The organism is Streptomyces sp. KR80 (assembly GCF_052245555.1).
Taxonomy (GTDB): domain Bacteria; phylum Actinomycetota; class Actinomycetes; order Streptomycetales; family Streptomycetaceae; genus Streptomyces.
The window spans coordinates 31,395-56,504 of sequence record NZ_JBQQCD010000011.1 but is presented as its reverse complement, the minus strand read 5'-3'; the positions used below and the strand labels follow the sequence as shown (position 1 = coordinate 56,504).

The window sequence follows — 25,110 nt, the reverse complement described above, 5'->3', positions numbered from 1 at the left end:
CCCCCGATGGTACGCACCCGCTCGCCGCGGAAGCCGCTCCGCGGTCGGAGGCGGCAGAGGGCCACACGATCAAGCCCGACAGATCCGGGACGCACCCACCCGCCGCAGAGACCACTCCGCGAACGGACGAGACAGGGACCACACACGGTCAGACCCCACAGGTCCAGGACGCACCCGCCCGCCGCGAAGGCCGCTCCGCGATCGTCAGGACCGGCAGGTCCGGAAGGGTCCCGACGGCACCATGGAGGGCGCGATGTGGGCCGGAGAACGCCGCCGCCTGGGGCGGCGATCCACGTCGGGGGACTGCTGCTGCGGCGACGTCTGCGCGTGCGAGGGTGCAGTGAATCCGGCGCGGAGAGACCGGTGGGCAGGCCGGAGCCCGGCGCCCACGCCTCCGCGCGGAGCGGCACCTCGCGGGTGGGGGAGGCTCAGCGGAGGCGGGCCACACGCCAGATGGCGAGGGCCGTGATGGTGATGACCACCACGGTGTAGAGGGCGACCACACGCCAGTCCGGGCGCATGCCCGAGCCACGGGCCGGCAGCCCCGGCCAGGTGAGACCGACACGGCGTCCGGCCATCATCCCCCAGCCCGCCGCACAGCCGCTGATCAGCAGGCCGAGCATCGCGACGACCGCTCCGCCGTCACCGAAGTCGAAGGCGAGCGGGAAGGCGAACATGAGCGACCCGGCCGCCGCGAGACCCACGATCGGGGCGATTTGCCAGATCCGCAGCCGTCGCGGCGGTCGCAGCTCGCGGAACGACTCGCCGCCCGGGGGCTCGGTCTCGGTTTCGGGCCCGTCCGGACTGAGCCCTTCCGAGAGCTCCTCCTGCGGCTGTTGCGGTCTGTTGCGAGGGCCGGCCTCCATCGCCACGCGCCCTCCCAACTCTGACACCACGGCTCGATCGGAGGTCGATGATGACACGCGGTTCGAGGCCCGGAAGGCGCCCGGAGCGTCCCGATGCCATCACGTGATCAGGCTGTGACCGCTCGTTCGATCAACGTCAATGCCTGCCCGGGGAGTTCCGGTCGGCGCTCTGCCGTTCCACTGAGCCAATGCACCCGGGGATCCCGGCGGAACCATGAGTCCTGGCGGCGCGCGAAGCGTTTGGTAGCGCGTACGGTCTCGGCGCGCGCCTCCTCTTCGGTGCACTCGCCAGCCAGGAAGGCCAGCACCTGCTGATAGCCGAGCGCCCGCGAGGCCGTACGTCCCTCGCGCAGGCCGACCATCTCGAGTGCGCGCACCTCGTCGACCAGACCGGCCTCCCACATCCGGTCAACCCGCAGCGTGATCCGCTCGTCCAGTTCGGGCCGCTCGACGTCCACACCGATCTGCACCGTGTCGTAGACGGCTTCATGGCCAGGCAGGTTGGCGGTGAAGGGACGGCCCGTGAGCTCGATCACCTCCAGTGCCCGAACGATGCGGCGGCCGTTGCTGGGCAGGATGGCCCGCCCGGCCTCCGGGTCCGCCGCCGCGAGCCGGGCGTGCAGGGCGCCGCTGCCCTCGGACTGCAACTCGGCCTCCAGACGGGCTCGTACGCGCGGATCGGTGCCGGGGAAGTCCAGCGCGTCGATCGCCCCGCGCACGTACAGCCCGGAGCCGCCCACGAGAACCGGCGTACGGCGTTCGGCCAGCAGCCGGTCGATCTCGGCCCGCGCGAGCCGCTGGTACTCGGCGACGCTCGCGGTCTCCGTGACGTCCCAGATGTCCAGGAGCCGGTGTGGTACGCCATGGCGCTCGGCAGGCGTCAGCTTGGCCGTGCCGATGTCCATGCCGCGGTACAGCTGCATGGAGTCGGCGTTGATCACCTCGCCGTCGAGGTGCTGGGCCAACGCGACCCCCAGATCGGACTTCCCGGCCGCGGTGGGCCCGACAACGGCGATGACCCGGGGTGCGGGCGCTGCACTTCTCACCGACACAGTCTTTCAAACCCAGGGCTACTCCTCGAACGAGTGAGGTGACGGTGCGAGCCCGGGTTCGTTGCCTGTTGCGAGGTTCCGCCCGCCGGTTTACGGACCGGTGCCGCCGGGCGTCGCAATGGGACGCTCCGGGCAGCGCGGGATTTCGCTCGCACGAGTAAGGTATGGAGTGGATATGGGCGTGTTTTCCAGGCTTCGCCGTCGATCGTCCGGTGCGTCACCCGACGAGGCGACGGCTTCCGCCGTGACGGCGGACAACGCAGAGGCAGAGGCAGAGTCCTTCGGCGACGAGGCGTCCGGGGCTGCGAAGTCGCCCGAGGCGGCGGACGGGGTCGAGATCCCCAAGCAGCAGTCCCCGGAGGAGGCCGTCGACAGCGAGGCCGGTGAGAACGCTCGGAAGTAGTCCTCCGAGAAGGGAATGGCCATGGGGATGCTGGACACGTTTAAGGCCAAGCTCAGCCGGGGCAAGGCCGAAGACTTCGTGCGGAAGCACAGGGACAAGATCGACCGAGGCCTGGACAAGACAGCGTCGACGGCCGACAAGAAGACCAAGGGCAAGTACGGCGGCCGGATCGACGCCGGTAGGCACAAGGCCAGGGAAACCCTCGACCGCCTCTCGGAGAAGAAGGACAAGGGCGGCGGCGCCTGATCCTTCGTCGCCACCGTGCGCCTGTGAACGGCCGCGAAGTCGTGTGCTTCGCGGCCGTTTTCGTCATGACCAGACCGCGACGAAGTACCCGACACCGTACGGAGCGTCGTGGTGAAGCAGCTCGCCGCGGAGTCCGGCCCCTTCACCAGCTCCCGCCAGGACCTGCCAAGGGGCGCGCCCCGCGGCCTCCAAGTCGCGGGCCAGCTGGGCGTCGAGAGCCAGCAGAGCCGCGGTGTCCGCCGCACCGAGTGCTCGGGCGGCCTCGGTGTCGAAGCCGGTGGCGCGCTCGTCCAGATAACCCGGGGCCTTGAGCGTTCGGCAGGCGCTGCCGTCCCCCATGACCAGCAGGGCGACCCGCTCGTCGGCCCCCGCCAGCTCCCGGCCCGCCTGGGCGCAACGGTCCGGGGCGAGCGTCTCGCCGACCCCCAGCCCTTCCACGGGAGCGGTCGCCCAGGCCGCGCGGTCCAGCAGCCAGGCGGCCACGGCGAGGGAAGACGGCAGCGGTCGACCGGGGACGGCCTCGTCGGCCCCGCCGAGTACGACGTCCAGCTCGACGCCGAACCCGCGGAACGAGCCGACGGCTCCCTGCGGATGCCGTCCGCGCCCGGCCGGCTCGGCGGGGCCGACGACGACGAGGCGCCGGGGACGGGCCGCGGCGAGGACGGCGACCGCATCCGAGCAAGCGGCGCGGAGGGCGTCGAGTTCGTGCGCGGCACCGGCGGCGACGTCGGGAACGAGGAGCGGCGGCGACGGAGCGACGGCAGCTGCGACAAGCATGTGCGCACCCTACGCTCGCGGCCGTGTCGGACCGCGCCGGGCGCAGCGGTCCACGGCGCCAGGGACACCGAGCCATGTGACGGCGCCCGACGCGACGCGGAGCGACCGGTCGGCGAGCCGACCGGAGGTCAGCCGCAGCCGCCCGGAGCGGCGGGAAGAGGGGCCGGGACCCCCACGGTGGGCAGGCCCAGCATGACGCCCGTGGGAGCCGGCGGAGCCGCTTTGCGACGCTCCCAGGCGTCGCCTGCGCGGGTCCGGCGGACACTGTTCGCCGGACCTTCGGCGAGCAGGTGGTGCGGAGCCGCGTACGTGATCTCGGCCTCGACCACGTCGCCCGGCCGAATCGGCTGCCCGGGACTGGCGCTGCGCTGATCGTTCAACCCTCGCACGCTCGGGTCGAAGTGCACGAGACGGTTGTCGGGTGCGCGGCCGGACAGGCGGTGTGTGGCGTCGTCCTTGCGGCCTTCGCCCTCCGCGACCATCACCTCCAAAGTCCGGCCGACCTGCTTCTTGTTCTCCTCCCAGGAGATCTCCTCCTGAAGGGCGACCAGCCGCTCGTAACGGGCCTGCACGGCCTTCTTGGGGATCTGGCCGTCCATCTCCGCCGCCGGCGTCCCGGGGCGCTTCGAGTACTGAAAGGTGAACGCCTGCGCGAAGCGCGCTTGCCGCACCACGTGCATCGTCTGCTCGAAGTCCTCCTCGGTCTCACCGGGGAAACCCACGATGATGTCCGTCGAGATGGCGGCATCCGGGATCGCGGCCCGCACCTTCTCGATGATGCCGAGGTAGCGCTCCTGGCGGTACGAGCGGCGCATGGCTTTGAGGACCCGGTCCGAGCCGGACTGCAGCGGCATGTGCAGCTGCGGCATGACATTCGGCGTCTCGGCCATCGCCGCGATGACGTCGTCCGTGAAGTCGCGGGGATGGGGAGAGGTGAAGCGGACGCGCTCGAGCCCGTCGATCGTTCCGCAGGCGCGCAGCAGCTTCGAGAACGCCTCGCGGTCGCCGATGTCCGAGCCGTAGGCGTTGACGTTCTGGCCGAGCAGCGTTATCTCCGTGACGCCCTCGGCCACGAGCGCCTCCACCTCGGCGAGGATGTCCCCGGGCCGACGGTCCTTCTCCTTGCCCCGCAGCGCGGGCACGATGCAGAACGTGCAGGTGTTGTTGCAGCCGACGGAGATCGACACCCAGGCGGCGTAGGCGGACTCGCGGCGGGTCGGCAGCGTGGACGGGAAGGCCTCGAGGGACTCGGCGATCTCGACCTGGGCCTCCTGCTGGACGCGCGCCCGCTCGAGCAGTACCGGCAGCTTGCCGATGTTGTGCGTACCGAACACCACATCGACCCAGGGGGCCTTCTTGACGATGGTGTCGCGGTCCTTCTGTGCCAGGCAGCCGCCCACGGCGATCTGCATCCCGGGCCGCTTCGCCTTGATCGGGGCGAGCCGGCCGAGATTGCCGTAGAGCCGGTTGTCGGCGTTCTCCCGCACCGCGCAGGTGTTGAAGACGACGATGTCGGCCTCGCCCTCGGCGATTCCTTCGGGGGCCCGGACGTAACCGGCGTCCTCCAGCAGGCCGGCGAGCCGCTCGGAGTCGTGGACGTTCATCTGGCACCCGTAGGTGCGGATCTCGTAGCTTCGGTTAACGCCCACTGCCTGACTCCGGTCGCTGCTGCCCATGCCCCCCAGGGTAGGCGGTCCGCCAGGGCCCTCTCGTCCGGTCCTGACCGGGGGCCGACGCGGGGGCCGGTGTCCGGCAGGGACGATCTCGAGATATCTTGACATCGAGACGATGGAGTAACGTGAAGCGGAGTACCGGTGACTGACTCGACCATCATCTATACGCATACTGACGAGGCCCCGGCCCTGGCGACGTACTCGTTCCTGCCCGTGGTCCAGGCGTACGCCTCGACGGCCGGGGTCAGCGTCGAGAGCCGCGACATCTCCCTGGCCGGGCGGATCATCGCCCAGTTCCCCGAGTACCTCGAGGAGAGCCGGCGCATCGACGACGCGCTCGCCGAGCTCGGTCAGCTGGCCAGGACGCCCGAGGCCAACATCATCAAGCTGCCGAACATCTCGGCCTCGATTCCGCAGCTCAAGGCCGTGATCGCCGAACTGCAGCAGCAGGGCTACGCGCTGCCGGACTACCCGGACGATCCCAAGACCGACGAGGAGCGGGACATCCGCGCCCGTTACGACAAGGTCAAGGGCAGCGCCGTCAACCCGGTCCTGCGCGAGGGCAATTCCGACCGCCGCGCCCCCGCCTCGGTCAAGAACTACGCCAAGGCGCACCCGCACCGCATGGGCGCGTGGACGGCCGACTCGAAGACGAACGTCGCGACCATGGGCGTCGACGACTTCCGCTCCACCGAGAAGTCCGTGGTCATCGCCGAGGACGGCGCGCTGCGCATCGAGCTGGCCGGAGATGACGGCAGCACCACCGTGCTGCGCGAGTCGGTGCCGGTGCTCGCGGGCGAGGTCGTGGACGCCGCCGTCATGCGCGTCGCCGCGCTGCGCGAGTTCCTCACCGCTCAGGTCGCCCGCGCCAAGGCCGAGGGCGTGCTGTTCTCCGTGCACCTGAAGGCCACGATGATGAAGGTCTCCGACCCGATCATCTTCGGCCACGTCGTACGGGCCTTCTTCCCGAAGACGTTCGCCGAGCACGGTGCGGCGCTCGCCGCGGCGGGCCTGAGCCCGAACGACGGTCTCGGCGGCATCCTCAAGGGCCTGGAGTCGCTGCCCGAGGGCGCGAAGATCAAGGCGTCCTTCGAGGCCGAGCTCGCCCAGGGCCCGGAGCTGGCGATGGTCGACTCCGACCGCGGCATCACCAACCTGCACGTGCCGAGCGACGTCATCGTCGACGCCTCCATGCCGGCCATGATCCGTACCTCCGGCCACATGTGGGGCCCGGACGGCAACGAGGCCGACACCCTCGCGGTCATCCCCGACAGCAGCTACGCCGGCATCTACCAGGTCGTCGTCGACGACTGCCGGGCCAACGGCGCCTACGACCCCGCCACGATGGGCTCGGTGCCGAACGTCGGTCTGATGGCGCAGAAGGCCGAGGAGTACGGCAGCCACGACAAGACCTTCGAGATCCCCACCACCGGCACCGTACGGGTCCTCGACGCCGGCGGCACCGTCGTGCTTGAGCAGACCGTGAGCGCCGGCGACATCTTCCGCATGTGCCAGACCAAGGACGCGCCGATCAAGGACTGGGTCAAGCTCGCCGTGACCCGCGCCCGCGCGACCGGCGACCCGGCCGTGTTCTGGCTGGACGAGGGCCGCGCGCACGACGCCAACCTCATCGCCAAGGTCAAGCAGTACCTCCCCGAGCACGACACCGAGGGTCTGCGGATCGAGATCATGTCGCCGGTCGACGCGATCGCGTTCTCCCTCGAGCGGATCCGCCGCGGCGAGAACACCATCTCGGTCACCGGCAACGTGCTGCGTGACTACCTGACCGACCTGTTCCCGATCCTCGAGCTCGGCACCAGCGCCAAGATGCTCTCCGTCGTCCCGCTCATGAACGGCGGCGGCCTGTTCGAGACGGGTGCCGGCGGCTCCGCGCCCAAGCACGTCCAGCAGCTCGTCAAGGAGAACTACCTGCGCTGGGACAGCCTGGGCGAGTTCTTCGCGCTCGCGGCCAGCTTCGAGCACCTCGCGCAGACCACGGGCAACGCGCGCGCCCAGATCCTCGCCGACACCCTCGACCGCGCGACGGCGACCTTCCTCGAGGAGAACAAGTCGCCCACCCGCCGGGTCGGGGGCATCGACAACCGCGGCAGCCACTTCTACCTCGCGCTCTACTGGGCGCAGGAGCTGGCCAAGCAGACCGACGACGCGCAGCTCGCGGAGGCGTTCAAGCCCCTGGCGACGACGCTGACCGAGCAGGAGCGGACGATCGTCGACGAGCTGATCGCGGTGCAGGGCTCCCCGGCCGACATCGGCGGCTACTACCAGCCCGACCAGGCCAAGGCGACCGCTGTCATGCGTCCGTCGAAGATCTTCAACGAGGCCGTCGCGACCCTCGGCTGACGAGGTCTGCGCGGCAGTTCCCTGACATGAGGGGAAGGGTCTCTCGGGCCGTCGCCTTGGACTGCCCGGGGGACTTTTCCTTGCCCACGGTCCTCCCGCCTCTGACCAGGGCGAGCTCGGGCCCCGGCCGGTACGGCTGGCACGGCTCGTCAGCGACCTGGCAGGATCTCGCCCATGGTTACGGCACTCTCCCCCAGCTACCGCCGGGGGTGCCCCCGCCGGATCGGCAGGCGCCGCGCCGTGCAGGCCGCGGTCGCGGCCGCGGTGGCACTCGCGCTGCTGCTGTGGTGGCTGCTGCCGCTCGGCAAGGCGCCGTCGCCGCGGGGCACGGTGGCGTTCACGACGGGTGTACCGACGGGGGTGTACGCGCGCTACGGGGAGCTGCTGAAGCGCTATCTGGCCAAGGATCTCCCCGGCGTCGACGTGCGGTTGCGCCCGAGCGAGGGGTCGGTCCAGAACATCCGGCGGCTGGTGTCGGGAGAGGCGGATTTCACCATCTCCACCGCCGATGCCGTCGCCGCCTACCAAGACGGGGGCGACCAGCGCGCGGCCCGGCTGCGGGCGTGCGCCCGCCTCTACGACGACTACATGCAACTGGTGGTCCCCGCCGGATCGGACGTGGACCGGACAGCCGATCTACGGGGGAAGCGCGTCGCCATAGGCCAGGAGGGATCCGGCGTGAGCCTGATAACAGCCCGCCTGCTCAAGGCCGCTGGACTCGACCCGGAGACGGACATCGACCCGGTCCGGGTCGGCATCGACAAGATGCCCGACTTGCTGCGCGCTGGAGAGATCGACGCCTTCTTCTGGTCCGGCGGACTGCCGACCGCCGCCGTCTCGGATCTCGCGGACGACTTCGGCATCCGGCTCGTGCAGCTCGGGGACCTCGTCGACGAGCTGCACGCCCAGGGCGCGCCGACGCGCCACTACCGCGCGGCGGTGATGCCGGCCGACGCGTACTCGGATGTGCAGAACGGCCGGGCGGTGAAGACGGTCGCCGTGGCCAATCTGCTGGTGACCACGGACCGCACGGACCCCGGGCTCACCGAGGGCGTCACGCGGACCGTGATCGACAGCCGCGACCGCATCGGCAGCCAGGTGCACGCCGCACAGCTGGTGGACCTCCGTACGGCGATCTTCACGGACCCGCTGGAGCTGCACGAGGGCGCCCGCCGCTACTACCGCTCGGTGAAGTCCTGACTCCGGTCGCGTCGCCTCCGGCAGGTGCCATCCGAAGCGACGCGACCGGAGGTCCGTGGCCCCCGGACGCTCAGGCCCGGGCTCGGGACAGCCGCAGGGTGACGATCTCGAAGGGCCGCAACGACAAGAGCACCGAATCGCCGGCCCGCTCCGGCTGAGGCACCTCCGCCAGCGGCCGTTCCAGCAGGTCACAGACGGTGACACCGGTGACACCGAACCCGGCGGTCAAGCGGGCGGCGGCTCGGCCGCCGCGGGATTCGTAGGCCCGCACCACCACGTCACCGCTCTCGTCGTCGGCGAGCTTGACCGCGGTGATCACCACGGCGTCGTTGTCCACGGCCAGCAGTGGGGCGACCTCGGCGTCGCCGGGGACGCGTCGCTCGGGCAGATTCATCCGGTAGCCCTCGCGGACCGCGTCGCCGATCTGCGCACCCGGGACGAGGGCATGGCGGAAGCGGTGCACGCCCTGGTCGGTCTCGGGGTCCGGGAAACGCGGCGCCCGCAGCAAGGACACTCGCACCGTGGTGGTCGTACCCCGGTCGTCGCGGACCGTCCGGGAGACGTCGTGCCCGTACGTCGAGTCGGTGACGAGCGCGACGCCCCAGCCGGGCTCCTCCAGGTGCACGAAGCGGTGGTTACAGGCCTCGAACTTGGCCGCCTCCCAGCTGGTGTTGGTATGGGTGGGCCGGAAGAGGTGGCCGAACTGGGTCTCGGCCGCGTACCGGTCGGTGTGCAGGTCCAACGGGAAGGCCGCTTTGAGGAACTTCTCGGTCTCGTGCCAGTCCACTTCGGTGTCGATGTCGAGGCGCTTGGCACCTGCCGCGAGGGTCAGCACCTGGGTCGCCTTCGACGCTCCGAACGAGCGGACCACCCGGACGGACACCGCCTCCGGGCCGTCGGCCACCACCGCGACCTCGTCCACATCGACCAGGTCGGTGACGGTGTTGCGGTAGAAGGCGTCGACGTCCCAGGCGTCCCACATGTTGGGGAAGTCGGTGTGGATCTGCAGCAGGTTGGCCGCATGGCCCGGGGCGACCGCCTCCCGGCCCGCCGCCAGGTCGTAGGCGGAAACGACCAGGCCACGCGCGTCGATCGCGACACGCAGCAGGCCGTTGTCGAGGATGTGGCCCCCGCCGGGGCGCGGTGCGACCGTGGCCCGGCCCTCGTTCGGCGCGACTGGGCGGGCGCCTCCCGCAGCGATACCGCCCCGCGCGTGCGGCGCCGGGTTGAACAGAAGCTCTCCGCCCGAGCTCGGGTCACCGGCGAGAGCGCGCTGGGCGCGATCGATGATTCCGTTCAGTTCCTCGGCCACCGCCGCGTACGTCGCCTCCGCCTCGCGGTGCACCCAGGCGATGGAGGAACCCGGCAGGATGTCGTGGAACTGGTGCAGCAGCACCGTCTTCCAGAGCCGGTCCAACTGCTCGTACGGGTAGCCGAACCCGGTCCGTACGGCGGCGGTGGCGGCCCACAGCTCGGCCTCGCGCAGCAGATGCTCGCTCCGCCGGTTGCCCTGCTTGGTCCTGGCCTGGCTGGTCAGCGTGGCCCGGTGCAGCTCCAGATACAGCTCGCCCACCCACACCGGCGGGTTCGGGTACTCGGCCTCGGCCTTGGCGAAGAACTCCGACGGCGTCTCCCAGACGACTTTCGCCGAGCCGCCCAGGTCCCGCATGCGCGCGGCCTTGGCGACCATCTCCCGTGTAGTGCCGCCACCGCCGTCGCCCCAGCCGGTCGGCGCCAGCGAGTGCCGGGCCACGCCCTTGTCCTTGAAGTTGCGGGCGGCGTGGGCGATCTCCCGGCCCTGCATGGAGCAGTTGTAGCTGTCGACCGGCGGGAAGTGGGTGAAGATCCGGGTGCCGTCGATGCCTTCCCAGAGGAAGGTGTGGTGGGGGAACTGGTTGGTCCGGCTCCAGGAGATCTTCTGGGTGAGCAGCCACCGTGCTCCGGCGGCCTTGATGATCTGCGGCAGTCCCGCGGCGAAGCCGAAGGTGTCCGGCAGCCATGCCTCCTCGTTCTCGATGCCGAACTCGTCGATGAAGAACCGCTTGCCGTGGACGAACTGACGGGCCATGGCCTCGGATCCGGGCATGTTCGTGTCGGACTCCACCCACATGCCGCCGGCCGGCACGAACCGGCCGTCCGCGACGGCCTTCTTGACCTTCGCGTAGACCTCCGGGCGGTGCTCCTTGAGCCAGGCGAACTGCTGCGCCTGGGACATGACGAAGACGAAGTCCGGCTCGTCCGCGAGCAGCGCGGTCATGTTGGAGGCCGTACGGGCCACCTTGCGGACCGTCTCGCGCAGCGGCCACAGCCAGGCGGAGTCGATGTGCGCGTGTCCGACGGCGCTGATCCGGTGCGCGGAGGGACCGGCCGGGGTGGCCAGCACGCCGGCGAGCCGCTCCCGTGCCGCGGCCGCGGTGCCGTTCACATCCTGCAGATCGATCGCGTCGAGTGCGCGGTCCAGGGCGCGGAGCAGCTCCCAGCGGCGGGCCCCGTCGACGGGCAGTTCGTGCATCAGCTCGCCGAGTACCTCGAGGTCCTGTACGAGCGCCCACACCGTCTCGTCGAAGACGGCGAGATCCATCCGGGTCAGCCGGTAGAGCGGATCGGTTCCGGCCGTCTCCTTGTCACCGAAAGGGGTCGGCCGGAACCCGGAGTCCCCCAGGATCACCGGGTTCGAGGCCGACTCCAGGTGCCACAGCACCTCCTCGCCACCGGACACGGGCGAGCCGACCCGGACCCACTGGTTGCGCGGATTGAGCCCCTTGACGGGCGAACCGTCCGGCTCGTAGACGAGCGCCTCGCACTGGAACCCCGGCATGCGCTCGTCGAATCCCAGGTCGAGCAGAGCCTCGACGGTATGGCCCGCCCACGCCGTCGGTACGGTGCCGGACACCCGGAACCAGGTGGTCCCCCAGGGCGCGCCCCACTTCTCGCCCACGGCGATCGGGGAGTACGCGGCGGCCAGCCCCTCGGCGACGGGCACCGGCTCGCCCGGGGCGGTCCAGGCCGCCACCTCCAGCGGAACCGACTCGGGGTGGACGGCGGGGCGGATGCGCTCGTCGAGGACGCGCTGCAGGCGGGCTTCGATGAGGCTGCGGTCGTCGTGCATGTGGGGGCGCTCCCGTCGCTGCTGGTGGGCGATGGTTCTGCGGATCCGGTTCTGTTGATCGGGTCCCTGCGGATCCGGTCCTGTTGATCGGGTCCCTGCTGATCCGGTCCTGTTGATCCGGACGGACGACCTCGGTGATACCCAAAGAGCCGGGGTCATACGTCCGGCCCGTCGACCCGGTTCCGGCGAAATGGGCCCGGACGCGACGCCTTGTGGCCCCGAACGCGGATCATGCGCACCCACCGCCAGTCGGTTGCGGGTTCCGCGGTGCGGGCGTTGTGTGGGAGGACAGGGCACCGGCGGATGAGCGCACGCGGAGGCGGCGATGATCGCTCGGAGGTCCGAGAGCACGCGATCCGCTCTCGTCGCGGTCGTGGCGCTGCTGCTCGCTCTGCTGGCCGGCTGCGGCATCGGGGACGGCACGCAGGGCGACGGCACCCGGACGACCACGCCGACGCCGACCGCCTCTCCCCCGCCGCGGACCGCCTCGCCGCCTGCGGTCACCGTGGAGAAGAGCGTCGCGGAGGACATCGAGTCGGCGGTGGCGGCCGTGGACCGGTACTGGTCCACGCACTGGTCCGAGCTGTTCACCGGGTCGTACCGCCCGCCGCGTGTCGTCGGCGCCTACGACGGCGATACGCGGGAGGTTCCCACCTGCGGGGGCGAGCCACTGGCCGACGACAACGCGGTCTACTGCCCGCCCGGTGACTATCTGGCATGGGACGTCGACCTGATGACCGCCGGCCATCGCGCCGGAGACGCCTGGGTCTATCTGGTGATCGCCCATGAGTGGGGACACGCGGTCCAGAACCGGCTCAACACCGACCTGGTGGCCCTGGAGCTGGAACTGCAGGCCGACTGCCTGGCGGGGGCGGTGCTGGTCGGTGCCGCCGAAGACGGGACGATTCAGTTTGAGGCGGGTGACACAGACGAGCTGACCCAGGCCCTGACCGTGCTCGCCGACGACACGCCCTGGACCGAGGCGACCGACCATGGCGATGCCTCCGAGCGCATCAGGGCGTTCAACCGCGGCGCGGAGGGTGGTGTAAAGGGGTGCATTCCGGACTGAGGGACCGCGCGGCTCAGCCATCGTGACCACGCGACCGGCGAATATTCAGATTGTCCGGAAATGTCCGGACGCTTCGTTTCGGACTCGCTGGGAGAATCGCCGATGCGCCCTCACCTGCCTCGAACAGCCCTGCTCGCCCTGACCGTCCTGGCCGGACTGACGGCCGGCCCACCGGCCGTCGCAGCAGCGTCACACAGCACTCCACCCCGCCTCGCCCCGTCCAGCACCGGCACGATCGCCGATCCGGACTGCACCCTTCGCCGGCACCGTCTCTCCGTCAAGGTGGACCCGGACCACAGAACCGCGAGAACGACCGCGAGCTGGACGATCTCCTGCCGGCGCCCCACCAGCATCATCGCCGAGCTGCAGGTCAACGCACCGCACCGCAAGCAGAGGCAGGTGAAGAGCGCGTACGGCACCCGCTTCACCGGCCACGCGACGGCGAAGGGGGCAGTCAACCCGAGAGACCCGCGGCAGACCGCGGTCCTCGTCTTCCGGACCGGCGACACGCTCCTCGGCCCGGAGATCCGTAAGTGCGCCACGAAGCCCGACGGAAGCGAGTCCTGCCACGGAGGCAGGGACGGCGAGGGCACCTCGTCAGTCAGGGACTTCCCGAACTCCGACGTCAAGGAATTCCCGAACTCCAGAGACCGGGACTTCCTGGACATCAACATCCTGAACGGCTTTCTCGGCAACCTCGTGAACGACGTCCTCGGACTCGACCTGTTGTGACCTCCGCCCGGTCGGCCGGGCCGTGACGCGCCTCAGCCCGGCCGACTGGGCGACCGGGCGGCCAGTCCGTCGAGGACCAGGGCAAGCCCCAGCTCGAAGCCACGATCGTCCAGCCCGCGCAGGCCGCCGGGATGACCGGCCGCTCCGTCGAGCGAGTCCGCGAGGGCGGGGTAGGCCGGGCGGTAGCCGTCCGGCGAGCGGGTGAAGCCGGCGGTGAAGGTCTCCAGTGCGGAGCCGAGCACCAGATAGTCGATGGCGGCGGCGACCTCGGACGCCTCGGCCGGCGTGCAGCCGGCCCGGATCAGCGCGGCCAGCAGCGCGTCGTACCCGAGGAGCGCCTTCTCGGCCTCGACCCGGCGGCGCGCCACGAGCGCGATCATGTTCGGGTGGCGCAGATACACCTGCCGGTAGCCGCGGGCGTACGCGGCGATGCCCTCGCGCCACCGGGGATCCTCGAGGGGACTGAGATCGATCTCCTCGTTGATCAGCTGCGAGGCGGCGTCGAGCAGATCGTCTTTCGAGGCGACGTGGTGGTAGAGCGACGCACCGCGCACCCCGAGCCGCTGGGCAAGCGTCCGCATCGTCAGGGCGGCGGGCCCCTCCTGGTCGAGGAGTTCCAGGGCAGCACGCGCGATGATCTCGCGGCTCAGCAGTGCCCGACTGGGTCGGCCCATGGTCAGCTCCCCCTCTTCCGGCCGCCAGATTACCCGGCGGGGGCTTCACAAGCGCGCACCTGCCGGTTAGGGTCCCCGCAACCCCAATATCTAACGACGTTAGATTTAGCGGGTGAACGCCCTCGCCGACTCGGTCGGCCCGTTCCCCTCCCCCGAGGTGCACACCGTGAACGAACCCTCCCCCAGCGGCATCGCCGCCGAGACGCCCCAGGACAGCGACGCCGCCCGCCTGCGCGACCTCGGCTATCAGCAGGAGCTCCGCCGCAGCCTCAGCGTGCTGGGCAACATCTCCATGGGCTTCGCCGTGGTCTCTCCCGTGGTCGCGCTCTACGCGGTGGCCATGGTCGGCACGACCATCGCCGGGCCCGCCTGGATCTGGGCCCTGCCGCTCGCCCTGCTCGGCCAGTGCCTGGTAGTGACGGTCTACTCAGAGCTGACCTCGCAATGGCCGCTCGCGGGCGGCCCGTACCAGTGGGGACGGCGCCTGCTCAGCCCGTCCTTCGGCTGGCTGGGCGGCTGGGTATGGCAGTTCTCGGTGATGTTCGGCAATACGACCGTGGCCTATCTGGCCGCTCCCTGGGTGTTCGCCCTCTTCGGGGCCACTCCCACGCCGGGCGCCATGGTGGCGGTGTCGGTCGCCGTCCTGCTGGGGTGCATGCTGATCAACGCCTACGGGATCAAGATCCTCAGCTGGTTCGTCTCCCTGGGCATCGCCGCCGAGGCGATCGCATCCGTGCTGGTCGGCTTCGCCCTGCTGCTGTTCTTCCGGGAGCACGGCTTCGCGCTGTTCACCGAGACCCTGGGCGCCGAGGCGCTGTCCGGCGGCTCCACCACGATGGCGTTCCTCGCGGCCCTCGCAGTCGCCGGCTGGGCCTTCATCGGCTTCGACGCCTGCGTCTCCACAGCGGAGGAGACCAAGGACGCGGGCCGACAGGTGCCACGGGCCATGTGGTGGGCGCTGCTGAGCGTCGGCGTGGTCGTCATCCTCAACGCGATGGCGGTCGCACTCGCCCACCCCGACCCGGAGTCCGTCGTTCTCGGCGAGGACATCGATCCGGTGACCACCGCGGTGGTGCACTCGTTCGGCTCCTGGTCCGACAAGCCCTTCGTCGCGGTCGTGCTGGTCGGTTTCCTGGCCTGTGCGATGGCCTCCCAGGGCGGTGCCGCCCGCGGTCTCTACTCCCTGGCCCGGGATGGCGTCTTCCCCTTCTCCCGGCAGGTCCGCAAGGTCAACAAGCGCCGGGCCCCCATCGGCGGTCTCATCGCGTCCACCCTGGTGAGCAGCAGCGCCCTGCTCCTGGGGCTCAACGCCACCGCGATCGGCAGCCTGATCGCCTTCGGCACCGCGGCCACCTTCCTGCCGTTCTTCCTCGTCTCCCTGGCCGCACTGATAGCCCGGCTACGCGGCAGCTGGGTGCCGAACGGACACGTCCGGCTGGGGCGGAAGGGCACCTTCCTCAATGTGCTGGCGGTGCTGTGGACCGGTTTCGAGGTGGTCAACGTCTGCTGGCCGCGCGCCATCCTCGCTCCGCCCGGCGCTCCCTGGTACCAGGTGTGGGCCGGGCTCATCGGCACGGGGGTGGTCCTCGCCACCGGCCTTCTCTACCTCGTCGCCAAGCGGCCGCAGGACAAGCTCCGTGACGGCGCGGCGGAGCCCGCGACCCGGCCGGGGGCGCACGGCGCGCCGGCCGAGCTCGCGGCCGAGTCCTCCTGACTCTCGAGGGCCGCCCGCCGGGTCCCCCTGAACCAGCCCGCCGGGTGGCCCTCGAGACCTCCTCCGCCTCATACCCTTCGGGCCACCTCGCACCGAGGCGGCGTCCGTACGAGGCGACGCTGCGCGGTGGTCAGACCTGCGGCGCCGTGCGCGGCACCGCGACCGTCACCCGCAGGCCGTGCGGTTCGTTCGGCGCATAGGCGATCGAGCCACCGCCCGCCGCCAGCAGCGTGCGCGAAATGGACAGACCCAGGCCCGACCCGGAGACGTTCTGGTGGCGGCTGCTCCGCCAGAAGCGGTCGCCGATCCGTTCCAGCTCGTCCTCGGTCAGACCGGGACCGCCGTCCGCGACCGTGATGCGTACGGTCTCGCCGTCCACGGCCACTCCGACCGCGACCGTCTCCGACTCCGGGGTGAACTTGAGGGCGTTGTCGACCACGGCGTCGAGCGCACTGGACAGAGCCACCGGATCCGCCCACCCGGCGGCCCCGGACGGACCCTCGTAGGCGAGCCGGACACCCTCGCGGTCGGCGACCGGACGCCAGGCCCCGACCCGCTCCTCCACCAGCTCGGCGATGTCCGTCAGCTGGAGGTCCGCGGCGGCGTGCTCGGCGAGGGCCAGGTCGAGGAGGTCGTCCAGGACGCGGGCGAGGCGCTTGCCCTCGGTGCGGACCGAGGCGATCTCCTCGTTGCCGTCGGGGAGTTCGAGCGCGAGCAGCTCGATCCGCAGCAGCAGCGCCGACAGCGGATTGCGCAGCTGATGGGAGGCGTCGGCGACGAAGGCGCGCTGCTGCTCCAGGACTTCTTCCACATGGTCGGCCATCTCGTTGAACGACCGGGCCAGCCGGCGCAGCTCCGGCGGCCCCCCGGCCGCCGCGACTCGGGAGTTCAGCCTGCCGGTCGCGATGCCGTGGGTGGCCGCGTCCAGGATGCGTACGGGCCGGAGCACCCAGCCCGTGAGGCGGATCGCGGCCCCCACGGCGAGCAGCATGGCCGCGGCCTCGCCCGCGCCGATCAGCAGCCAGCCGCGCAGGATCCGGGACCGCATCTGCCCGGTGGGCGAATCGGTGACGACGACCGCGACCACGTCACCATCGCGGACCACGGGCGAGGCGACCGGCAGCCGCCCGTCCTGCCAGGGCCACACCTGTCGCGGATCATGGCTGCGGCGGCCCGCCAGCGCCTCCCGGAAGGCCTGATCGCCCTCGCCCTCGGTGGGCAGTGACCAACCGCGGGGAGCCACGGCCATGGCCGATCGGTCGCGGTAGAAGACTCCGGCCCGGATCCCGTACACCTCGTGGTACCGGTCGAGTTCGGAGCGCAGCGTGGCCAACCGGCCGCCCTCGTCCTCGGGCTTGCTGGCCGCGGGGCGGGCCGTGACGAACTGGGCGAGGGCCGCGAAGCGCGCGGTGTCGTCGATCCGGTCCACGACCACGCGCTGTTGCTCGGCTGCCGCCAGGCTCCCGGCGAGCGGGAAGCCGAGCGCGAGCAGCACACCTGCCATCAGGACGATGAGCAGCGGAAGGAGTCGGGCGCGCACGGGGCTGTACGGTCTCTCCGGGATCAGGCGGCCGGCGCGACGAGGCGGTAACCGACCCCGCGGACCGTCTCGATGAGGGCGGGCATGCTCAGCTTGGAGCGGAGCGAGGCGATATGCACTTCGAGCGTGCGACCGGTCCCCTCCCAGCTGGTCCGCCACACCTCGCTGATGATCTGCTCACGGCGGAAGACGACACCGGGGCGCTGGGCGAGGAGAGCGAGCAGATCGAACTCCTTGCGGGTCAGCGGGACGCAGACCCCGTCGACCGAGACCCGGCGGGTGGGCAGTTCGATGAGAACCGGTCCGAGGCGCAGCGGATCGGCCGGGTCGCCCGCCCCCGGGTCCTCGGGGCCGCCCTCGCCGGGGACGGTGCGGCGGCTGACGGCGTGGATTCGCGCCAGCAGCTCACCGGTGTCGTACGGCTTGACCACGTAGTCGTCGGCGCCGAGGTTGAGCCCGTGGATCCGGGAGCGCACATCGGCGCGCGCCGTCACCATGATCACAGGAGTCGCCGTGCGCTTGCGGATGCGGCCGCAGACCTCGAAGCCGTCCTGGTCGGGGAGCCCGAGGTCGAGCAGGACGACGCCGAAGGGCGCACCCTGGTCGGGCAGCAGGGCGCGCAGGGCCTCCTCACCGCTGCGGGCATGCGTGACCTCGAAACCGTGCCGGGTCAGGACGGCCGACAGGGCAGCAGCGACATGATCGTCGTCCTCGACGAGCAGCAGTCGCATCGATCCCTCTCCCTGTCCCTGTCCCGGGTCATGAACGTATGAGTATGCGGTCCCTCTGCATCCAGCCCGATGCGCACGGTGAACGTCAAGGGGCGTCCGGCGGTGCCCGGCCATCCGTTACGGAGCCGGTAGCGAAACCGTGGGCGACGGGATCAAGGATGCGGCTTTCCTCACTAAAAGTCCTGGTCGGTGGCCGTATCGTTATGCTCAATTTCAGCTCAGATGTACTGACGCTGGTCGGCACAGCTCATTAAGGTCCTCCCAACCGAGGAGGACGGAGCAAGAGGCCGATGACCGAAGTATCGGTGACCAAGGACGCCGCACCCACGGCGAAACCGCTGGTCGTGCTGGACAACGTCAATAAGCACTTCGGCGCGCTGCATGTGCTCCAGGACATCGATCTGACCATCGCGAGCGGCGAAGTCGTGGTGGTCATCGGACCGTCCGGATCCGGCAAGTCGACGCTCTGCCGCACGATCAACCGCCTGGAGACGATCGACTCCGGCTCCATCACGATCGACGGCAAGCCGCTGCCCCAGGAGGGCCGCGAACTGGCCCGGCTGCGCGCGGACGTCGGCATGGTGTTCCAGTCCTTCAACCTCTTCGCGCACAAGACGGTGCTGGAGAACGTGATGCTGGGCCAGGTCAAGGTCCGGCGGAAGGACAAGAAGGCGGCCGAGGAGAAGGCCCGCGCCCTGCTCGACCGGGTCGGCGTCGCCAGCCAGGCGGACAAGTACCCGGCCCAGCTCTCCGGCGGCCAGCAGCAGCGGGTGGCGATCGCCCGAGCCCTGGCCATGGACCCGAAGGTGATGCTCTTCGACGAGCCGACCTCCGCTCTCGACCCGGAGATGATCAACGAGGTGCTGGAGGTCATGCAGCAGCTCGCCCGGGACGGCATGACGATGGTCGTCGTCACCCACGAGATGGGCTTCGCACGATCGGCAGCGAACCGCGTCGTCTTCATGTCGGACGGCCGGATCGTCGAAGAAGCCCAGCCGGATCAGTTCTTCAACAACCCGCGCAGCGACCGCGCCAAGGACTTCCTGTCGAAGATCCTTCACCACTGACAGACGCCCGGCGTCCTTAACTCCACCGTCCTAAAACCCTAGGGAAGTTCACCATGAGGATCCGCAAGGTCACCACCGCGGCCGCTGCTGTAGCCGCCCTCGCCCTCACCGCCACCGCCTGTGGCTCGGGCGGCTCCGACTCCGACTCCGGCGACAGCTCCGGCGGGGGGAAGAAGATCACGGTCGGCATCAAGTTCGACCAGCCCGGACTCGGACTGAAGACGCCGGACGGCACGTACGCGGGCTTCGACGTCGACGTGGCCACGTACCTCGCCAAGGAGCTGGGCTACGACGCCAAGGACATCGAGTGGAAGGAAACCCCGAGCGCAGACCGCGAGACCGCGCTGCAGCGCGGCGACGTGGACTTCATCGCGGCGACCTACTCGATCAACGAGGAGCGCCAGCAGAAGGTCGACTTCGCCGGCCCGTACTTCCTCGCCCACCAGGACCTGCTGGTCCGGTCCAACGACAAGATCAGCAAGGGTGACGACCTCAACGGCAAGAAGCTCTGCTCGGTCACCGGCTCCACGTCGGCGCAGAACGTCAAGAAGGAGATCGCCCCGAAGGCCCAGCTGAAGGAGTACGGCACGTACTCGGAGTGCATCGACGGACTGGCGAGCGAAGCTGTTGACGCGATCACCACGGACGACTCGATCCTCGCCGGCTACGCCGCACAGGACCAGCACAAGGGCAAGTTCAAGCTCGCCGGGCTCAACCTCAGCAACGAGAACTATGGCGTCGGCGTCAAGAAGGGCGACACCGAGCTCAAGGACAAGATCAACGCCGCCCTGGAGAAGATGGTCAAGGACGGCTCCTGGGAGAAGGCCGTGAAGGCCAACTTCGGCCCGGACTACAAGTACGAGCCCGCCCCGAGGATCGGCGACATCGTCAGCTGACCCCTCGGCCGAGCCGCTTGGCAGAAGCGCCCTGTCGGCGCACCGCCGCCGCCCGTAGCGGCGGCGGTGCGCCCGGCCACCACCACATGCGAGAGCGCGGGAGATCGTGTTCGACTTTCTTGAAGGCTACGACCTGCTCGGGGCGTTCTGGACGACGGTGCAGCTCGCCCTCCTCTCCGGCGTGGGCTCCCTGATCTGGGGCACCGTGCTGGCCGCGATGCGGGTGAGCCCGGTTCCGCTCATGCGCGGATTCGGCGCCGCCTATGTGAACATCGTCCGGAACATCCCCCTGACCGTCATCATCGTGTTCAGCTCACTCGGCCTCGCCGACGTCTTCGGTGTCACCCTCGGCGCGGTCGACGACTTTGAGGCTCTGGGCTTCCGGCTGGCTGTGCTCGGTCTCACCGCCTACACAGCCGCCTTCGTCTGCGAGGCGCTGCGGTCCGGCATCAACACCGTGCCCGTCGGTCAGGCCGAGGCGGCGCGCGCCATCGGGCTGAGCTTCACCCAGGTCCTCACCCTCATCGTGCTGCCCCAGGCGTTCCGCTCGGTCATCGCCCCGCTCGCCAACGTGCTGATCGCACTGACCAAGAACACGACGGTCGCGGCGGCCATCGGTGTGGCCGAGGCCGCCGTGCTGATGAAGGAAATGACCGAGAACGAGGCACAGTTGCTCCTCATCTCCGCCATCTTCGCTCTGGGGTTCCTGGTGCTGACCCTGCCGACCGGCTTCCTTTTCGGGTGGCTCAGCAAGCGACTGGCGGTGAAGCGATGAGCTCCGTCCTCTACGACACCCCCGGCCCCGGCGCCAAGCGGCGCAATATCGTCTTTTCGGTGGCCTTCGTCGCCGTCCTGGCACTGGTGCTGTGGTGGGCCTGGGGCGCCATGGCCGACAAGGGGCAGCTGGAGTGGGTCAAGTGGAGCCCCTTCTTCACTGACCAGGCGTGGACGACGTATCTGCTGCCCGGCCTCGGCAATACGCTGAAGGCGGCGGCCCTCGCCATGCTGATCGCCCTCCCGCTGGGCGCGATCTTCGGCATCGCGCGTCTTTCGGACCACCGGTGGATCCGGGTTCCGGCTGGCACCATCGTCGAGTTCTTCCGGGCGATCCCGGTGCTCCTCCTGATGATCTTCGCCAACCAGTTCTACGCGATCTCCACCGGGATCGACGTCGACGTCCGCCCGCTGTACGCGGTCGTCACGGGTCTGGTGCTCTACAACGCCTCCGTGCTCGCCGAGGTGGTGCGCGCCGGCATCCTGGCGCTGCCCAAGGGTCAGACGGAGGCGGCCAAGGCGATCGGTCTGCGCAAGGGACAGACGATGATGTCCGTGCTGCTGCCGCAGGCCGTGACGGCGATGCTGCCGGCAATCGTCAGCCAGCTCGTCGTCATCGTGAAGGACACCGCCCTCGGCGGCGCGGTGCTGAACTTCACCGAGCTGCTCAGTGCCCGTAAGACGCTGGCCGCGAACTTCGCGAACGTCATCCCCAGCTTCATCGTGGTCGCGGTGATCTTCATCGTGCTCAACTTCCTGCTCACCAGCTTCGCGAGCTGGCTCGAAGGCCGGATCCGACGGGGCAAGCGCGGGACCGGTGCGGTGGTGACGGCCGGGGTCGGCGACGAGCTCGGGGCAGCGGGAGCCGCGGGGTCGGAGGGCTCCGCGATCGGGCTCAACATCAGAGTCCCCACGCAGCCGACCTCGTCGACTCGCGACCCTAAGGCCCCGGCCTGACGGCCCATCGGTTCCTGAGAACACTGCGCGCGGCAGCGGCCTCCCGGCCGCTGCCGCTTCGCTTTGGTATAAGCACCCCGAGGGGCTGCATACTTTTGCTGTGATCGCGCACCGGGCCCCCCTTGCCTATCCCTCAACGACCCGCCTGGCCGAGGAAGTCGCGCCGTGGACCCGGTGATCGTCGTCGGGGCGGGGCCGGTCGGGCTGTCACTCGCCCTCGCCCTCACCCGGCGCGCCGTACCCGTCGTCGTTCTTGACGAGGGCTCGGGACAGGACGAGGTCCGGTCCGCGCGCACCGCCGTACTCAGCCCGGACACCGCCGGATTCCTCGCGCGTCTCGGCTGCACGCCGACGCCCCACGAGGGCGGCGGGTGGACCGCCTGGCGGACGATGCGCCGCCGACACCCCGAGCGCCGGGTGGAGTTCGCCGCCGGCGACTCGGACCCAGGCGTCGTCGCGCCGCGATCCCCCCTGCACGTACCGCAGCACGTGCTGACCCGCCGGCTGCGAGCAGCCCTCACCGACGAACGCCTCGCCCAGATCGCCACCGACAGCAAACTCGACGCACTGGAACAAGACGAGACCGGTCTCACCGCGCACACTCGCGGCCCGGGAAGCGCCCCGGCACACTCGGAGACAGGGACGTGGTGGCGCGGCAGCCATCTGGTCGGCTGCGACGGCCCTCGGTCCACCGTCCGCAAGCTGCTGGAGGTGCGCTTCCCGGGGCGTACGGCCGTGGAGCGGCACGCCGTGGCGGCGCTGCGCGCCGAGCTGCCCTGGCCCGGTGAGGCCGCGCTGCACCTGTCCCCGTCGCCCGGCGAGGAAGTGACGGCGCGTCCGCTGCCGGGCGACCTCTGGCGGATCGACTGGCTGCTGCCACCGCGGGGCGACCTCGTCACCCCCGACGCCCTCGTCGCCCGGATCCGCGACACGCTCGCCCTGTGGTGCGGCCGGACACCCCCGTACGAACTGCTGGACACCGGCGTGCACACCGTCCATCACCGGCTCGCCCTGCGCTGGCGCGCGGGCCGGGCCTTCCTGGCCGGCGACGCCGCCCACCTGCTGGGCGCACTCGGCACCCAAGGGCTCGACGAAGGGCTGCGCGACGCCGAGAACCTCGCCTGGAAACTCGCCCTGGCCTGGCACCGGCACGCCCCCGACCCGATCCTCGACAGCTACCAGGCCGAGCGCCGCGCCGCGGTCGCCGCCCGGCTACGCGCGGCCGACCAGGCGCTGCCGCTGGTGCGATCGAACGGCGGATGGCCGACCGTACGGCGCTCCCTGCTGCCGGGCGCGGCGCGCGGCCTCGACGCGCTGCTCACCGACGGCCGACTGGGCAACGGGCCACTGGGCGCGCCACCTGTGTACGCGGACTCCCCCCTCACACCTCCCGCGCCACCGAGTTCGGTTCCGGCGGGTACGGCTCCGGGAGCCCAGGTTGTCGATGTGCCGGTCACCGCGCCGGACGGGTCGGCGGCCCGGCTGCGGGACCGGCTGGGGCGCGACCTGCTCGTGCTGCTGGTCGCGCCCGGGACGTGCGTATGGGACCGGCGCCACTGGATGAGCGCCGGACTGATGCCTCGGCTCGCGGCCGCTGTCGCGGCACTGCCGGTCAGGGCCGAACTCCTGGTCACGGAAGGTTACCCCGGGGCCGCGGCGCACACCGTCCTCCTCGTGCGGCCCGACGGGCATCTCGTCGCGGCGATGGAGGGCGTACGGCCGGCCGAACTGTACGCCTGCGCCGATGCATCCCGAGGCGCGGCGACGGTCCCGCCACAGGCCACGGCGGAGAACGCCACGAAGGCCGAGGGGCGGGCGTCGGCACGCCGCTGAACCCGTGCGGTACGGACAGGCAGGCGGGTCGACCGACCGAAGGTGACGGACCGATGGTGCCGCCGCGGCCCGCCGTCCCCAAGTTGACCCGTGCACAGGCGCATGATTCACTCCGGAACGTGACTGACACACGGCCGTGCTTCTGGCGGAGGGTCCACGTGGACCTGGTCCGCTACGCGGGCTGCGTGTGTCGTCCGTCCTTCTGATCCTCCCCCAGCTATCGCTGGGCGGTGCCCCCATTTCCTCCGCGCGGCCCGTGCCGCGCCCCTTCGCGATCACCAGGACGGACCAGTGTCTCTCACTGCTTCCGGCGGCCTCACCGCCATCCCACCCGTTTCCGCACCCACGCTTCCCTCGGCGCCCGCACACCACATGCCGGGCGCCGAACGCCCGCACCCGGCCACCGGTCCCACAGCCGCGGAGCTGCTGGACTTCGCCCGCCGTACCGCCACCGACCAGGAACTGGTCGGTGCACTCCCGCTCGACCCCGAGGGCCGCACCTGGACGCGGCTCGACGGCCCCGGCGGCAGTGAGGCCTGGCTCATCGGCTGGCCGCCGGGCACCGGCACCGGCTGGCACGACCACGGAGGTTCCTGGGGAGCCTTCGCCACAGCGACGGGCGAGTTGACGGAGCAGTCCCTCGCCGCGCAGCTGCCCACCGAGGGGTGGCGGACTCTCGAGCTGGCCGAGGGGGTCGACCGCGAACGGCGGCTGCCCAGCGGTCGGGGCCGCGCCTTCGGCCCACACCATGTGCACCAGGTGCTGAACCTCTCCGCCGAGGAGCACGCGGTCTCGGTGCACGCCTACTATCCACCGCTGCCGCTGATGCGGCGCTACAGCCGTACGGGTCCAGTGCTGCGGCTGGAGGACATCGAGCGACCGGAGGAGTGGGCGTGAGCCATACCGTGAGCGCGGCACAGCCGAAACCGAAGGGCATCGACGTCCTGCTGGCCGAGGCCCGTACGGAACTGGACCGGCTCGGGCCGGAACAGGCCGCCGAGGCCGCAGCGGCCGGTGCGCTGCTGGTGGACATCCGGTACGCGGCACTGCGCCACCGCGACGGCACCATTCCGGGCGCGCTGATCGTCGAGCGCAACGAACTGGAGTGGCGGCTCGACCCCCAGGGCAGCCACCGCGCGGCGGAGGCGACGAGCCACGATCTCCAGGTGATCGTGGTCTGCAACGAGGGCTACGCCTCCAGCCTCGCAGCCATCTCGCTACGGCAGTTGGGCCTCCATCGCGCCACGGATCTGGACGGCGGCTTTCAGGCCTGGCGCGCGGCCGGACTGCCGGTGGAGCCGCCGGGACTGCCCGTGGAGCCGCCGGCCGTCCCACGGTGCGGCCGGTCGGCCGCGCCGTCGGCCGACCGCTGATCGACGGCGGACACCGGCGGGCCCAGCTCAGCTCCCAGGGGGGTCATGGCGCACGCATCTGCC

The 25,110-nt window shown here is 70.7% G+C and carries 23 protein-coding genes; 15 read left to right on the top strand and 8 right to left on the bottom strand.

Going from position 1 to position 25,110, the window contains the following annotated elements:
• Positions 1-428: 428 nt before the first annotated feature.
• Together ACTWQI_RS17390 and miaA are read right to left on the bottom strand one after the other, a co-directional pair.
• Positions 429-866 (bottom strand): hypothetical protein, encoded by a 438-nt coding sequence (locus ACTWQI_RS17390; protein ID WP_443271603.1) that lies wholly within the window; start codon positions 864-866, stop codon positions 429-431.
• 107 nt (positions 867-973) lie between these two features.
• Positions 974-1,912, bottom strand: coding sequence for a tRNA (adenosine(37)-N6)-dimethylallyltransferase MiaA (miaA, locus tag ACTWQI_RS17385; protein WP_443271422.1), 939 nt, complete (start codon positions 1,910-1,912; stop codon positions 974-976).
• 181 nt (positions 1,913-2,093) lie between these two features.
• On the opposite strand from miaA, the gene ACTWQI_RS17380 reads away from it, so the two are divergent.
• Both ACTWQI_RS17380 and ACTWQI_RS17375 read left to right on the top strand, forming a co-directional pair.
• Positions 2,094-2,321, top strand: coding sequence for a gliding motility protein (locus ACTWQI_RS17380; RefSeq protein WP_443271421.1), 228 nt, complete (start codon positions 2,094-2,096; stop codon positions 2,319-2,321).
• A gap of 21 nt (positions 2,322-2,342) precedes the next feature.
• Positions 2,343-2,567, top strand: coding sequence for an antitoxin (locus ACTWQI_RS17375; protein ID WP_443271420.1), 225 nt, complete (start codon positions 2,343-2,345; stop codon positions 2,565-2,567).
• A gap of 63 nt (positions 2,568-2,630) precedes the next feature.
• Here ACTWQI_RS17375 and ACTWQI_RS17370 read toward each other — a convergent pair whose 3' ends face one another.
• Together ACTWQI_RS17370 and miaB are read right to left on the bottom strand one after the other, a co-directional pair.
• The gene (locus ACTWQI_RS17370; RefSeq protein WP_443271418.1) at positions 2,631-3,344 is read right to left on the bottom strand and encodes a class III extradiol dioxygenase subunit B-like domain-containing protein; all 714 of its coding nucleotides are present in this window, start codon (positions 3,342-3,344) and stop codon (positions 2,631-2,633) included.
• A gap of 128 nt (positions 3,345-3,472) precedes the next feature.
• Entirely contained in the window at positions 3,473-5,020 is a 1,548-nt protein-coding gene (gene miaB, locus ACTWQI_RS17365) for a tRNA (N6-isopentenyl adenosine(37)-C2)-methylthiotransferase MiaB (protein ID WP_443271416.1), read from the bottom strand.
• Between the two features lie 138 nt (positions 5,021-5,158).
• On the opposite strand from miaB, the gene ACTWQI_RS17360 reads away from it, so the two are divergent.
• Together ACTWQI_RS17360 and ACTWQI_RS17355 are read left to right on the top strand one after the other, a co-directional pair.
• The gene (locus ACTWQI_RS17360) at positions 5,159-7,378 is read left to right on the top strand and encodes an NADP-dependent isocitrate dehydrogenase (RefSeq protein ID WP_443271414.1); all 2,220 of its coding nucleotides are present in this window, start codon (positions 5,159-5,161) and stop codon (positions 7,376-7,378) included.
• 174 nt (positions 7,379-7,552) lie between these two features.
• Positions 7,553-8,578 (top strand): TAXI family TRAP transporter solute-binding subunit, encoded by a 1,026-nt coding sequence (locus ACTWQI_RS17355; RefSeq protein WP_443271412.1) that lies wholly within the window; start codon positions 7,553-7,555, stop codon positions 8,576-8,578.
• Between the two features lie 70 nt (positions 8,579-8,648).
• Here the strand turns inward: ACTWQI_RS17355 and ACTWQI_RS17350 are convergent, their stop codons facing one another.
• Positions 8,649-11,687 carry an alpha-mannosidase gene (locus tag ACTWQI_RS17350; protein ID WP_443271410.1) on the bottom strand — a complete coding sequence of 1,013 codons (3,039 nt, stop codon included), beginning with the start codon at positions 11,685-11,687 and terminating at the stop codon, positions 8,649-8,651.
• A gap of 325 nt (positions 11,688-12,012) precedes the next feature.
• Here ACTWQI_RS17350 and ACTWQI_RS17345 point away from each other — a divergent pair, with 325 nt between their 5' ends.
• Both ACTWQI_RS17345 and ACTWQI_RS17340 read left to right on the top strand, forming a co-directional pair.
• A complete protein-coding gene (locus ACTWQI_RS17345) occupies positions 12,013-12,756 on the top strand; it encodes a neutral zinc metallopeptidase (protein WP_443271409.1) in 744 nt (247 codons plus the stop codon).
• A gap of 102 nt (positions 12,757-12,858) precedes the next feature.
• Entirely contained in the window at positions 12,859-13,488 is a 630-nt protein-coding gene (locus ACTWQI_RS17340; protein WP_443271407.1) for a hypothetical protein, read from the top strand.
• A gap of 32 nt (positions 13,489-13,520) precedes the next feature.
• Here ACTWQI_RS17340 and ACTWQI_RS17335 read toward each other — a convergent pair whose 3' ends face one another.
• Positions 13,521-14,162 (bottom strand): TetR/AcrR family transcriptional regulator C-terminal domain-containing protein, encoded by a 642-nt coding sequence (locus ACTWQI_RS17335; protein WP_443271406.1) that lies wholly within the window; start codon positions 14,160-14,162, stop codon positions 13,521-13,523.
• 112 nt (positions 14,163-14,274) lie between these two features.
• Here ACTWQI_RS17335 and ACTWQI_RS17330 point away from each other — a divergent pair, with 112 nt between their 5' ends.
• Positions 14,275-15,876 (top strand): APC family permease, encoded by a 1,602-nt coding sequence (locus ACTWQI_RS17330; RefSeq protein WP_443271404.1) that lies wholly within the window; start codon positions 14,275-14,277, stop codon positions 15,874-15,876.
• A gap of 130 nt (positions 15,877-16,006) precedes the next feature.
• Here ACTWQI_RS17330 and ACTWQI_RS17325 read toward each other — a convergent pair whose 3' ends face one another.
• On the bottom strand, positions 16,007-17,416 hold the full coding sequence (locus tag ACTWQI_RS17325) for an ATP-binding protein (RefSeq protein WP_443271403.1): 1,410 nt from the start codon (positions 17,414-17,416) through the stop codon (positions 16,007-16,009).
• Between the two features lie 23 nt (positions 17,417-17,439).
• Entirely contained in the window at positions 17,440-18,147 is a 708-nt protein-coding gene (locus ACTWQI_RS17320; RefSeq protein WP_443271401.1) for a response regulator transcription factor, read from the bottom strand.
• Positions 18,148-18,437: 290 nt separating this feature from the next.
• Between ACTWQI_RS17320 and ACTWQI_RS17315 the strand changes: the two genes are divergently transcribed.
• The 8 genes from ACTWQI_RS17315 (at position 18,438) to ACTWQI_RS17280 (ending at position 25,047) form a co-directional block, all read left to right on the top strand.
• Positions 18,438-19,214 carry an amino acid ABC transporter ATP-binding protein gene (locus tag ACTWQI_RS17315; protein WP_443271399.1) on the top strand — a complete coding sequence of 259 codons (777 nt, stop codon included), beginning with the start codon at positions 18,438-18,440 and terminating at the stop codon, positions 19,212-19,214.
• 53 nt (positions 19,215-19,267) lie between these two features.
• Positions 19,268-20,110: a glutamate ABC transporter substrate-binding protein gene (locus ACTWQI_RS17310; RefSeq protein WP_443271397.1), complete on the top strand. Its 843-nt coding sequence runs from the start codon at positions 19,268-19,270 to the stop codon at positions 20,108-20,110.
• 106 nt (positions 20,111-20,216) lie between these two features.
• Entirely contained in the window at positions 20,217-20,885 is a 669-nt protein-coding gene (locus ACTWQI_RS17305; RefSeq protein ID WP_443271396.1) for an amino acid ABC transporter permease, read from the top strand.
• Entirely contained in the window at positions 20,882-21,841 is a 960-nt protein-coding gene (locus ACTWQI_RS17300) for an amino acid ABC transporter permease (RefSeq protein WP_443271394.1), read from the top strand. Before ACTWQI_RS17305 ends, ACTWQI_RS17300 begins: the two co-directional genes overlap by 4 nt.
• Positions 21,842-22,006: 165 nt before the next feature.
• Complete coding sequence (locus ACTWQI_RS17295; RefSeq protein WP_443271392.1) at positions 22,007-23,674, top strand: FAD-dependent monooxygenase; 1,668 nt, start codon at positions 22,007-22,009, stop codon at positions 23,672-23,674.
• Positions 23,675-23,727: 53 nt separating this feature from the next.
• On the top strand, positions 23,728-23,880 hold the full coding sequence (locus ACTWQI_RS17290) for a putative leader peptide (protein ID WP_443271390.1): 153 nt from the start codon (positions 23,728-23,730) through the stop codon (positions 23,878-23,880).
• 166 nt (positions 23,881-24,046) lie between these two features.
• Positions 24,047-24,571, top strand: a complete 525-nt coding sequence (locus ACTWQI_RS17285) for a cysteine dioxygenase (RefSeq protein WP_443271602.1) — start codon at positions 24,047-24,049, stop codon at positions 24,569-24,571.
• An 8-nt stretch (positions 24,572-24,579) separates the two neighbouring features.
• The gene (locus ACTWQI_RS17280) at positions 24,580-25,047 is read left to right on the top strand and encodes a rhodanese-like domain-containing protein (RefSeq protein WP_443271600.1); all 468 of its coding nucleotides are present in this window, start codon (positions 24,580-24,582) and stop codon (positions 25,045-25,047) included.
• Positions 25,048-25,110 lie beyond the last annotated feature (63 nt).

Coding starts and splice junctions, on each gene's coding strand:
- ACTWQI_RS17390 (WP_443271603.1), bottom strand. CDS start 866: ATGGAGGCCGGCCCTCGCAACAGACCGCAACAGCCGCAGGAGGAGCTC.
- ACTWQI_RS17380 (WP_443271421.1), top strand. CDS start 2,094: ATGGGCGTGTTTTCCAGGCTTCGCCGTCGATCGTCCGGTGCGTCACCC.
- ACTWQI_RS17375 (WP_443271420.1), top strand. CDS start 2,343: ATGGGGATGCTGGACACGTTTAAGGCCAAGCTCAGCCGGGGCAAGGCC.
- ACTWQI_RS17370 (WP_443271418.1), bottom strand. CDS start 3,344: ATGCTTGTCGCAGCTGCCGTCGCTCCGTCGCCGCCGCTCCTCGTTCCC.
- miaB (WP_443271416.1), bottom strand. CDS start 5,020: ATGGGCAGCAGCGACCGGAGTCAGGCAGTGGGCGTTAACCGAAGCTAC.
- ACTWQI_RS17355 (WP_443271412.1), top strand. CDS start 7,553: ATGGTTACGGCACTCTCCCCCAGCTACCGCCGGGGGTGCCCCCGCCGG.
- ACTWQI_RS17350 (WP_443271410.1), bottom strand. CDS start 11,687: ATGCACGACGACCGCAGCCTCATCGAAGCCCGCCTGCAGCGCGTCCTC.
- ACTWQI_RS17345 (WP_443271409.1), top strand. CDS start 12,013: ATGATCGCTCGGAGGTCCGAGAGCACGCGATCCGCTCTCGTCGCGGTC.
- ACTWQI_RS17340 (WP_443271407.1), top strand. CDS start 12,859: ATGCGCCCTCACCTGCCTCGAACAGCCCTGCTCGCCCTGACCGTCCTG.
- ACTWQI_RS17335 (WP_443271406.1), bottom strand. CDS start 14,162: ATGGGCCGACCCAGTCGGGCACTGCTGAGCCGCGAGATCATCGCGCGT.
- ACTWQI_RS17320 (WP_443271401.1), bottom strand. CDS start 18,147: ATGCGACTGCTGCTCGTCGAGGACGACGATCATGTCGCTGCTGCCCTG.
- ACTWQI_RS17315 (WP_443271399.1), top strand. CDS start 18,438: ATGACCGAAGTATCGGTGACCAAGGACGCCGCACCCACGGCGAAACCG.
- ACTWQI_RS17310 (WP_443271397.1), top strand. CDS start 19,268: ATGAGGATCCGCAAGGTCACCACCGCGGCCGCTGCTGTAGCCGCCCTC.
- ACTWQI_RS17300 (WP_443271394.1), top strand. CDS start 20,882: ATGAGCTCCGTCCTCTACGACACCCCCGGCCCCGGCGCCAAGCGGCGC.
- ACTWQI_RS17290 (WP_443271390.1), top strand. CDS start 23,728: ATGGTGCCGCCGCGGCCCGCCGTCCCCAAGTTGACCCGTGCACAGGCG.
- ACTWQI_RS17285 (WP_443271602.1), top strand. CDS start 24,047: ATGCCGGGCGCCGAACGCCCGCACCCGGCCACCGGTCCCACAGCCGCG.